This window comes from Phycisphaeraceae bacterium (assembly GCA_019636795.1).
Classification (GTDB): Bacteria; Planctomycetota; Phycisphaerae; order Phycisphaerales; family UBA1924; genus JAHBWW01.
Window position 1 is genome coordinate 283,273 of record JAHBWW010000004.1, and the last position, 9,790, is coordinate 293,062.

Annotated in this window: 10 protein-coding genes; 9 read left to right on the forward strand and 1 reads right to left on the reverse strand. The window is 61.3% G+C overall.

All coding sequences use genetic code 11. The features are described 5' to 3' along the window. Window positions 1-32: 32 nt before the first annotated feature. Window positions 33-824 carry a 6-carboxytetrahydropterin synthase gene (locus KF757_10265; protein MBX3323363.1) on the reverse strand — a complete coding sequence of 264 codons (792 nt, stop codon included), beginning with the start codon at window positions 822-824 and terminating at the stop codon, window positions 33-35. Window positions 825-1,010: 186 nt separating this feature from the next. Between KF757_10265 and KF757_10270 the strand changes: the two genes are divergently transcribed. The 9 genes from KF757_10270 (at window position 1,011) to KF757_10310 (ending at window position 9,749) form a co-directional block, all read left to right on the forward strand. Continuing rightward, on the forward strand, window positions 1,011-1,460 hold the full coding sequence (locus KF757_10270; protein ID MBX3323364.1) for a glutathione peroxidase: 450 nt from the start codon (window positions 1,011-1,013) through the stop codon (window positions 1,458-1,460). 35 nt (window positions 1,461-1,495) lie between these two features. Then, on the forward strand, window positions 1,496-2,692 hold the full coding sequence (locus KF757_10275) for a type II secretion system F family protein (GenBank protein ID MBX3323365.1): 1,197 nt from the start codon (window positions 1,496-1,498) through the stop codon (window positions 2,690-2,692). 218 nt (window positions 2,693-2,910) lie between these two features. Next, a complete protein-coding gene (gene gspG, locus KF757_10280) occupies window positions 2,911-3,417 on the forward strand; it encodes a type II secretion system major pseudopilin GspG (GenBank protein MBX3323366.1) in 507 nt (168 codons plus the stop codon). Continuing rightward, complete coding sequence (locus tag KF757_10285; GenBank protein ID MBX3323367.1) at window positions 3,359-4,231, forward strand: hypothetical protein; 873 nt, start codon at window positions 3,359-3,361, stop codon at window positions 4,229-4,231. The genes gspG and KF757_10285 overlap by 59 nt, the downstream gene beginning before the upstream one ends. Further along, complete coding sequence (locus KF757_10290; protein MBX3323368.1) at window positions 4,228-4,791, forward strand: hypothetical protein; 564 nt, start codon at window positions 4,228-4,230, stop codon at window positions 4,789-4,791. Before KF757_10285 ends, KF757_10290 begins: the two co-directional genes overlap by 4 nt. Beyond that, the gene (locus tag KF757_10295; GenBank protein MBX3323369.1) at window positions 4,788-5,507 is read left to right on the forward strand and encodes a prepilin-type N-terminal cleavage/methylation domain-containing protein; all 720 of its coding nucleotides are present in this window, start codon (window positions 4,788-4,790) and stop codon (window positions 5,505-5,507) included. The genes KF757_10290 and KF757_10295 overlap by 4 nt, the downstream gene beginning before the upstream one ends. Continuing rightward, window positions 5,504-7,192: a helix-hairpin-helix domain-containing protein gene (locus tag KF757_10300; protein ID MBX3323370.1), complete on the forward strand. Its 1,689-nt coding sequence runs from the start codon at window positions 5,504-5,506 to the stop codon at window positions 7,190-7,192. The genes KF757_10295 and KF757_10300 overlap by 4 nt, the downstream gene beginning before the upstream one ends. After that, window positions 7,189-8,757: a pilus assembly protein PilM gene (gene pilM / locus KF757_10305; GenBank protein MBX3323371.1), complete on the forward strand. Its 1,569-nt coding sequence runs from the start codon at window positions 7,189-7,191 to the stop codon at window positions 8,755-8,757. Before KF757_10300 ends, pilM begins: the two co-directional genes overlap by 4 nt. Next, on the forward strand, window positions 8,754-9,749 hold the full coding sequence (locus KF757_10310; GenBank protein ID MBX3323372.1) for a hypothetical protein: 996 nt from the start codon (window positions 8,754-8,756) through the stop codon (window positions 9,747-9,749). The genes pilM and KF757_10310 overlap by 4 nt, the downstream gene beginning before the upstream one ends. The last annotated feature ends 41 nt before the right edge of the window (window positions 9,750-9,790 follow it).

Sequence of the window (9,790 nt, forward strand, 5' to 3'; positions counted from 1 at the left end):
ACTTCTACCGTCGCCAGAGCCTGCCGCTGACATCAACCCGGATATGTTGCGCTCGTGCGTTCAGTCTCCCACACCGTCATCGACACAAGCGAAGCGTTGGGATCAGCCTCCGTGATCCGTGGCTTAAGAAGCCCGAAAAACACCCGGGCCATGTTTTCGACCGAAGGATTCACCCCCGAATCGGGTGCAAACTCCGCAGTATCACAATTCAGGTTCGTGTGATCAAACCGGTCCAGAATCGCCGCCTTGACCAGTTCCTCGATACGAGCCACCGGCATTGGGGATGCCGCAACCCGAACCCTCACACAAGGCTCGATCTGATAATTGTGCCCGTGACCGTTCGGGTTGTTGCAGTGACCGAAGACACGGCGATTCTCCTCATCGCTCATCGCACGGACATGCAACCGATGCGCGGCTGCGAAATCGAACCGCACCCGGATCTCCGCCCACTCCTCTGAACCTTGCACGGGCATTTCAACTGCATGATACGGGCTCAATCTCCAGCGCAGCGATTCGGCCCCTTCAAGATGGGCAATCCGCACCGCCTCGACCAGACGCGGCATCAACGTCGCCGGATGGACGGTCGGAGTCTGCTCGCAAGCCTTCGCGATGATCGGGACAAGCATTGTGCGCACAATTCTGTCGATTTCGCGGATATCGACAAGGTATCCTGTGAGTGGGTCGGGCTCGCCGCGACAGGTCAGGTCGATCTCGTAGTATCTCCCGAGCCCATGCATCGCCGGGATGCCGGCCGAGCCGTTGACACCGCCGGTTTCACCTCCGGGGTTGATGGAGAATCGAACTGTGCGTCTGAGACTGGCCATGTCTCGAAGTCTATCAGGCGAACCATGCCTTCCCCGAACCCCCGAATGGAGAACTCGATGATCCTGCGAATCTCTCACGTTGTTGCTGCCCTGGCAGTTGTCATGGCCCTGCCAGCGTGCAGCACCCGCAAGGTGCAGTCGTCCGAACTGCCCGCAGGCGGTGCACCCAATGTTCTGGCGCACACGATGACGCGCATCGACGGCACGCCCGAGTCGTTGCGTCGCTATGAGGGCAAGGTGGTGATGATTGTCAATGTGGCGAGTCGTTGCGGCTTGACGCCTCAGTATGAACAACTCGAAGCCCTGTATCGCGAGCACAAGGATGAGGGATTTGTCGTGCTCGGGTTTCCTGCCAACGAGTTCATGGGGCAGGAGCCGGGCACGAACGAGGAAATCGCAGCCTTCTGCACCGAACGCTTTGACGTGACCTTTCCGATGTTCGAGAAGATTGTCTGCAAGGGCGAGGGGGCACATCCGCTGTTTGCTGAACTGGCATTTCTCAGCGCCGAGCCGAGTTGGAACTTCACCAAGTACCTGATCGACCGTCAGGGGCATCTGGTCGAGCGCATCGACCCGCGGACCAAGCCCGACGACGCTCAGGTCGTGGAATCGATCCGCACGCTGCTGGAAGGTTGACGAGCTGGTTGAGATACTGCCGATACTGGAGCCAGATGCCGAGTTTTGAATACACAGCGGTAACGTCAGCCGGAACGCGTGTCGAGGGTGTTCTCGCTGCGGCCAGCGATGCAGCTGTGCTTGCCGAGCTCGAAGCCAAGCAGTTGACAGCCTTGCGGGTCGAGGAGCAGGTCGAATCGCGTGGGTTTCGGCGCGGACTGTCGGCTGCCAAACTCGCGCGGGCATACACCCAGCTCTCCGACCTGATGCGGGCCGGCGTACCGATCATGCGTTCGTTGTCGCTGCTGGGCAGATCAAAGAGCGACAAGAAACTCGCAGCCGTGTTTCGCAAACTTGCAGAGCACGTCTCCGACGGCGGCGAGATCTCCGATGGCATGGAACTTCAGCCGGACGTGTTTCCCCGCATTCATATCGCCATGATCAGAGCAGGTGAGCGAGGCGGGTTCCTCGAACAGGTCTTTGCGCGCCTCGGGCAGTTTGTGCAGGCCCAGGCCGAGTTGCGAGGCAAAGTCGTCGGCAACATGATCTATCCGTGCGTGCTCATCGGGGTGGGTATCACGCTGCTGGCGGTCATCTTCATCGTCTTTGTGCCGCAGTTCGAATCGAACTTCGAGGGTCTCAAGAGTCAAGGTGAGTTGCCCGCGCTGACCTCTGTTTTGTTTTTCATCAGCCACGCGCTTGGGCGCTATGGCGTGTTCACCGCAATTGGGCTCATCGCTCTGGCAGCGGTGGTGTGGCGCATCACGCGCAGGCCCGATGTGCGGCGAACCCTGGTGGTGCTTCGCAACCGCATCCCGATTGCGGGCACGTTGTCGCGATCGCTCGCAGCTGCCAGATTCTGTCGCATGCTCGGGACGATGGAGGCCAATGGGGTGCCTTTGCTGGCCGCGATGCAGATCGCCCGCGAGGCAGCGGGAAATGTCCTCATGGAGGAAGCAATCGACAAGGCGGTCGAATCGGTCCGGGCGGGTGAACCCCTCGCTCCCCCATTGGCCCAGAGCGGGATGTTCGAGGAAGACGTCATCGAGATGATTTCGGTCGGTGAGGCAGCGGGCAACGTTGACGAGGTCATGCTCGGGATCGCGGAAACGATTGAGTCTCGCATCAACCGAATGCTGGATACGGCTGTCCGTTTGATCGAGCCTCTGATGCTTCTGATGATCGCGAGTGTCGTGGTGCTGGTGGCGATTGCGCTGCTGCTTCCGATGCTCAAGATGAGTGCCGGTTTGTAACGGGAATGTACCAGATGTTGTGGTGCATGTTCCTTCAGGGTTAATTTGCAGTGGTATTGCACCGCTGAACCGAGTATGCTAGCATCGACTAAGTCGCTCTGGGTAATGCTGGCGCTGGCGTAATCACGCCGCGCCGGTCGATGCAAAGATGCGAGAGAATCGGGCTCAGGTTGTCAGTGGTGAAGGTCGGAGGCGGTTCGGGACAGAAAGGGATGAACATGCTCAGGAAGAAGAAGTGGTATGCAGTGCGGCGTGTGTCGAGAGGCTTCACCCTGATTGAGGTGATGATCGTGCTTGCGATCGTGCTTGCCCTTGGCGCGATCGTCAGTGTGGCAGTTCTGAGCCGGCGCGACCAGGCCAATGTGAACCTGACCAAGACAGACCTGAACACCCTCAAAGCGGGGCTCAAGTGGTTCCGGTTCGAGTACAACCGTTACCCGACGGATGAGGAGGGGCTAGCGGTGCTGTGGAGTTCGGAGACGCTCGACCCGGAACTGGATGAGTCGAAGTGGAAGGCTCAGCTCGAGGAGCCTCTACCCAAGGATCGGTGGGGCCGCGAGTGGATGTACATGCAGCAGAGCGACAAGGACCCGGCGCGGTATTCGTTGTGGTCCGTGGGTCCAGACGGCGAAGACGGCACCGAAGACGACCTCAAAGCGTGGACAGATGATGATGACACCAGTGGGTTCGGATTCGATGGCGTGGGCAGCGGACGGGGGGGATGAGTCCTCGCGGTTCGGCTTGCAGAACAGGCGACTCGGCAGGACGCGTCGCCCGCTGTCGGCTCGCGCGCTGACGCTCTTCGAGTTGGTTGTTGCGGTGGCGCTGGTGGCGGCGCTCGCGGGTGTTACGCTGCCGCTTGTCTTGGCGCGGTCGCGCAACATTGCGTTTGACGAGTTGCTGATCCAGATCGAGCGCACGGGTGCCGTAGCCCGAAGTGAATCGCAGCGCACGAGCGCGCCTCTGCGCTTTGAGGCGCGTTGGGACGCCGCCTCGGCGGAGTATGTCATCGGCGTGTCGAGGCTCGATACGGATGAGGAAGAAGATCATCTGGCAGGGGTCGTGCGAGCCATCGAGGAAGAACCTGATGCACATGACGAGTTCGAGTCGGGAGGAGTCACTCTCGCCAGCCTTGAGACCATGTTGACGCTCGGGCCGAGGGTGCAGTTGTATCGGGGACTCTCGGACGACCTGCGCGAGATGCTGCTCAACCCTTCGGACGGTTCGAAGGCGTTGGGAAGCGCTACACGTGGTGATTTCGAAACGACGAGTGACGAGCGACGCAAACAGCGATTTACGCTTGCGATTTTTCTGCCGGATGGAACATTAATCGCGGGCGAATCGGTGTATCTGGTGACGCCACCCGAGCGGATTGCCCGCATTGCGAGCAATGCGTTTCTTGGCTCGATTTCAGCGACGCGCATCACGCAGGCAATGCTGGAGAGCGAGGATGAGATTGACCTCTTCGATCCTTCGATCCGCGAAGGGGAAGAATCGGGGGATGCTTCGAGGGAACCTGTGCCACGAGGTTTGCCGTGAGGTCGCGGGCACGCGGTGCTCTGCTTTTTGAAGCCATGATTGCTCTTGCGATTCTGGCGATGGCGTCTTTGACGCTGGGCGGGATCGTTCTGCAGAGCGTGGGGTCGATGGAGCGCACCCGCTGGCAGATGCAGGCGTGCGATCTTGCGCGATCGACGATGGCCATGATCGAGGCGGGGCTGGCGGACCCGGTTGCGCTGCATGGTCCGGCCACGCGGTGGGATGAATCACGATTTCTTGATCCGGATGCGTTGGTGGGCTCGGGTGAGTTTGATGATTTGCTACCAGCCAGTGCGCCGCAAGCATCGGTTGTGGCACGCGGGTCGGGGCTTGAGTGGTTTCTGGATATCGAGACCGAAGCGCACGAAGGAACCGGGCTTTGGCTCGTGACCATCACCGCGCGGCTGGCGGGGCCGGCGGGATCGAGTCGTGATGAAGCGTCGTATTCCCTTCGGCAGTTGGTGCGGATGGGGTCTGCGCCTGATGACATTGCGGGCGAAGAAGATGAGTTGATGGATGCGGCGCGTCGCGGGGCCGATCGACCGGGAGGCGCCCGATGATCCGCCGCGGTTTTTCGCTGTTGGAAGTGCTGCTCGCGATCGGGATCGTGATGATTCTGTCGGGTGCGATCTACAGTTTTCTGTTCGACCTGATGAACAAGCGAGATCGGATCGTCGAGTTGACGGATCGGGCGAGAGTCGGAATCGGCGTGCTCGAAACGATCGAACGCGACCTGACGACGACGCTGGCGGGGGCGTCACGGTTTGGTGCTGGCATCTCGGGTACGCCGACGACGTTGACACTGCTCTCGCGCAGTGTCACGCTGCCGATCGGGCAGACATCAGGCGCGGTGCTTGGAGATCTTCAGGGCGTGCGATTCTCATGGAGCGGAAGTCAATCGAGCCTGGAGGCGTCGCGGTGGGACGTGTTGTCGGGCGGCGAGCGCACGACACAGGTGCTTTCAACGCAGGTCGAGTATGTGCAGTTTCGGTATTACGACGGTCGGGCGTGGCGAGGCGAGTTTGACTCTTCGCGCGATGGGGCGTTGCCGGTTGCGATCGAGGTTGCGATGTGGTTCGGCGTGCGCGTGCCAGCGGTGGATCTTCGCGGGTTTGAGGGTTCAAGTTTTCGGGAGGGATTTGGCGCGATCGACGATGAGGCATTTGGCGACGATGCAGCTAGTGAGCCGATTGAAGTGCCGCAGCGTGAGCCGGATCGGGTGCGTGTGATTGTGGTGCCGGATGGCCCGAGTGTGGGCTGGGGGGCGCAGTCATGAGGCGCGGTTCGAGGCGTGGAGTTGTGCTGCTGGCGGTGCTTGTGGTGATTACGCTGGCGGCGTTGATCGGCGTGACGCTTCTGGTGTCGGCCGATGCTGAGCGGTCTTCAGCCCAGGTGACGCTTGCGCAGACACAGTCGAGGGCGCTTGCGTGGTCGGGTGTGCAGGCGGCCATGGCGCAACTGGCGCAAGAGCGCGATGCGTTGATCATGAGTCAGTCGGTGGATCTCGATCAGGAGTGGGTGCTGTTCGTTGATGAGTTCGGGCGAGAAGCCGTGGTGCGGCTGGTGGCCTCGCGCGATGGAGAGTTCATGCGTAGCGAGGGAAGCAAGCTGGATTTGAACTACGCTACGAAGGAGATGCTTGCGAAACTGGTCGGCATTGGAACGGAGGAGCGTGCGCAGCGGATCATTGATGGGAGGCCATTTACGAGCGTCGAGGAACTGGTTCGGATTGAAGGATTCCCGGCGGATCTGGTGTACGGGTTTGCTGAGGTTCCTGAAGAACTGCGGGGGGGTGGTGCGGATGGACCACTCGAAGCGGGTGAGGGACAGAGTTCGGGAGTGGTTTCCGGGCGATCTGGTGCAGCACGCTCTTTGGGTGCTGCCGGTGTGTCACCAAGCGGAACGCCTGCACTGATTGACCTTCTGACAGTGTTCAGTTTCGACCCGAATATACAGGTCGGGGTTCAGGATGAGACCAAGCGCGGGAAACTGAGGTTGAACCTGAATGTGCCGTGGTCTGATCGGCTTGAGCGAGCAGTCGAGGAGCAATGGGGACGGGACGCGGTCTCGATCGTCAAGCAGGTCATGGAGAGCAACGCGGTCTTTACGAGCGATCAAACGCTGCTGAAGTTTCTGATCCAGGTGCAGTCAGATAGTGCAGGCGTTCGCAATGTGCTTGACTCGGTGACGACATCAGACGACATGTACCGGCTGGGGCGGGTGGACGTATTGCGTGCGCCGGTGGAAGTGCTGGTGACGCTTCCGGGGATCGATTTTGGCAAGGCACTGGATATTGTGGATTTGCGAGCGAGGTTGACAGATACAGCTCGGCTGTCGCCGGTCTGGCTTGTCGATGAGGGCGTGCTGACGATGCCGGAACTGGCGGAGATGATCGACTTTGTGACGACACGGTCGATGGTGTGGCGTGTGCGCATTGAAGCCGGATATCGGGAGTTTGATCCGATGGACCGGGTTGCGGGCGTGGCGCAGTCGGTGCTCGATGATGTGGCAAGGGACACGCAGTTTGACAAGCCTTTGACGAATCGAGTGGTGTACGACGCGGTGATCGACGTTTCGAGCGAGCGGGCGCGTGTTGCGTATCTGCGGGAAGTGACGATGCTGGATCTGGCGCATCGGCTGCGCGAGCGTGAGGTTGAAGTGCTTTCGTCTGATCCCGCAGCGGCGTATGAGGCTTTGCTGATGTCCGACCTTGGCCTGGATATTTTGGAGCAGGAGATTCGGACGCCATCGGCGAACGAGGCGGCAGAGGGTGCTGGATCTCGAATAGAGGCAGCTCGAGCGGCCAGGCGCGCCGAGCGAGAGGCGGCGCGTGCGGAGCGCACGGCGTCCCGCGAAGTGAGGGCGGAGCAGGACGAGCCACAGCCTGAGCCGGAGCGTGCGATGCCGGGCGATCCAGTAGATCGTCGCATCGGTCGTTGGCGGAACGGGGGTGGGTCTTGAAGCGGGCGTTGCGCGGGCAAGTCGTATTGATCGAGCTCGATCGCCACAGAATGTGTGCGGTGCAGGTGCTGGTTTCGCGAAGTGGGGTCAAGGTTCAGCGGGTGTGCTCGTCGCCTTGTCCGGAAGGGGTGTCGCAGGGGACGGCGTCGCAAGTGGGGGCGTGGCTTAAGACGGTGCTGCGTGAGGCAGGAATCGGGGCGCAGCGAGCCTTGTTCGCGGTGTCACGCGGCGAAGTTGTACTCAAGATTCTGGAACTGCCTCGGTCGGGCATTGAGACGGAGGCGGAGGTCTGCGAGGCGGTACGTTTCCAGTTGGCGCGTCAGTTGACGATGCCGATGACCGACGCGGTGATCGATTCGATTGATCTTTCGCCGCAGTCGGACTCGGGAACGCTGAGCGTGCTCGCGGGGGCGATTCACAAGGAGCGGATTGGCTGGTATGCATCGGTTGCGGAGTCGGCGGGGTTGAAGATTGCTGGGCTTCAACTGCGGAGCGGAGGCATCGCGACGCTGACTGAACATGAAGGGGGGCCGGTGCTGGTGGTTGCGCCTGGGCCTGAGACGACGGAGTTCGTGGTTGCGAGCAGCGGGCGCGTGCTTTTTGCGCGTTTGGCCGAGTGGGGTGGGGCGTCGGTCGAGGCGTCGCTCCCGCTGTTGCGTGATGAACCGGAGCAAGGCGGAGGCAGCGACGATGAGAGTGCGCGCCGGGTTGCGGTGGAAGCCAAACGGACATGGATGAGTTACCGCGTTTCGCAGCGTGCTGAGGATCTGGAGTCGATCATTGTGCTGGGCGAGGGCAGAGAGGCCGAGCAGATTCGGGCGCGTTGTCATGCAATGCTCGAAATTCCGGCGCGGTGTAGCGGGTTGCCCGAGCGGGTCGCCATTCGCCCTGAAGTGGACGAGCAGACTCAAGCAACGATCCTGCCGTTGCTTGGCCTAGCGCTGCGAGCTGGCGCTGGCGCGGGCGGGCTGGATTTTGCGGACCCGAGAAAGCCGCCGGATGTGGGCGCAGGTCGGCGACAACTGGTGCTGGCAAGCATTCTGGGAGTGATCGTCGTCGGTGGGGCGGGATATCTCTGGGCGCAGAACCAACTGGCTGCTCTCAAGGATCGCGAATCGGCGCTCACGGAAGAACTCAATGCCCTCAATCTCGAGTATCGTGCGTTTCTCGGTGAGCTCGCGCGGGCAGAGCACATCAAGCGGTGGGACTCGGCAGATCCCGATTGGGTGGGGCACATCGCGTGGCTGAGCGACCGCCTGCCTGATCCTGCGCAGTCGCAGGCCGATCGCTTTCTGTTGAGTCTCGGGGCGAGCATCGGATATGAAGGCACAGCGTTCCCGGGGGGTAAATGGTCGACGAACACAAGCGTGGCGACATCGATATCGGGAAGGGTGACCGCGCGACAGATGTCGCTTGATCTTCGAGAGCGGTTGCTCGGCGAGCGGCTTCACACGGTGTTTAACAGGGGTGCAGACGTTGCGGATCGGTATGACCTGGAACTGGTGACCAGCGCTCTGAGGCTGCCTCGCGCTGCGACCGAGAAGCCAGTGGGGGGTGGATCGTGACGCGTGGCCGCATTCGACTGATTGCGATCGTCGCGTTTCTCGTCGGGGCTGGCGGTGTGGGGAATCTGCTGGCTCAGCGGATGTATTTCAAGCCGGCGGCCGTATTGCGGAAGAACATCGAAGAGATGGAACGGACTCAGTCGCGCGTCGAGGACGTTATGGAAGCATGGTTCAGTGTCAAGGGTGAACTCAAGGCCTTTGGCAGTACGCAACTCGGGCGAGAGTTTGACGAAGTGGAGCATCGTCTGAGGACTGGTTTGCAGGAGATCGGGGCAAGGCATCAGTTGAAGGGAGTGCAGGTGAGCAACGCGCGTCCGAGGCCGGAGCGGACACCGCTTGCGGGCGCGAGGCTTCGGACACGTCTGGGGCGTTCTCTGTCGGAGGCGCGTGATTTTGCGGTCATCAAGGGGACGTTTGGCGGGAATGGGTCGCTGGAGCAGGTGATGTTGGCGCTGGCGTCGGTGCAGAGCCAGCCTTGGGTACATCGGCTCGATCGAGTGTCGATCGAGCCTCGTGGCCGAGAGAGAACCGAGTTTCAGTTGGATGTTGCATTTTCGGTCGTGTTCGCGCCCGACCTGGCGCCAGCGGAGGCATCGTCGCCAGAGATTGTGGGGGCGAGTGCGGAAGTCATCGCGAATGCGAGGCGTGTGGCGTTGCGCAACGTGTTTGTCCCTCCGGCACCACCTCCGGCCCCTCCGCCTCTTCCGCCGGTGGTGCAACCTCCGGTGGCGCCTCCACCTGCACCTCCGCCGTATGACCGGTGGAAGGTGACAGGGGTGATCGAGCGTCGTCAGGATGGCTCGACAGCAAGCGTGGAAGTGTGGCTGTTGCAGATGGATACGGGTGAGCAGCGGATTTTGACCCCCGGCGACGAGGTGCTGGGGCATGTGCTCGAGTGGGGCGAAGGTGAACGGGCGGTGTTCGTGTTTGATGGGCAGCGTTACGAAATTGCACAAGGGCGGACCCTGGCTGAACGAACGGCGCTGAACTAGGTACACTGCAGGTGTGCCGGGCGCGAGCCTTGTGCACCCTG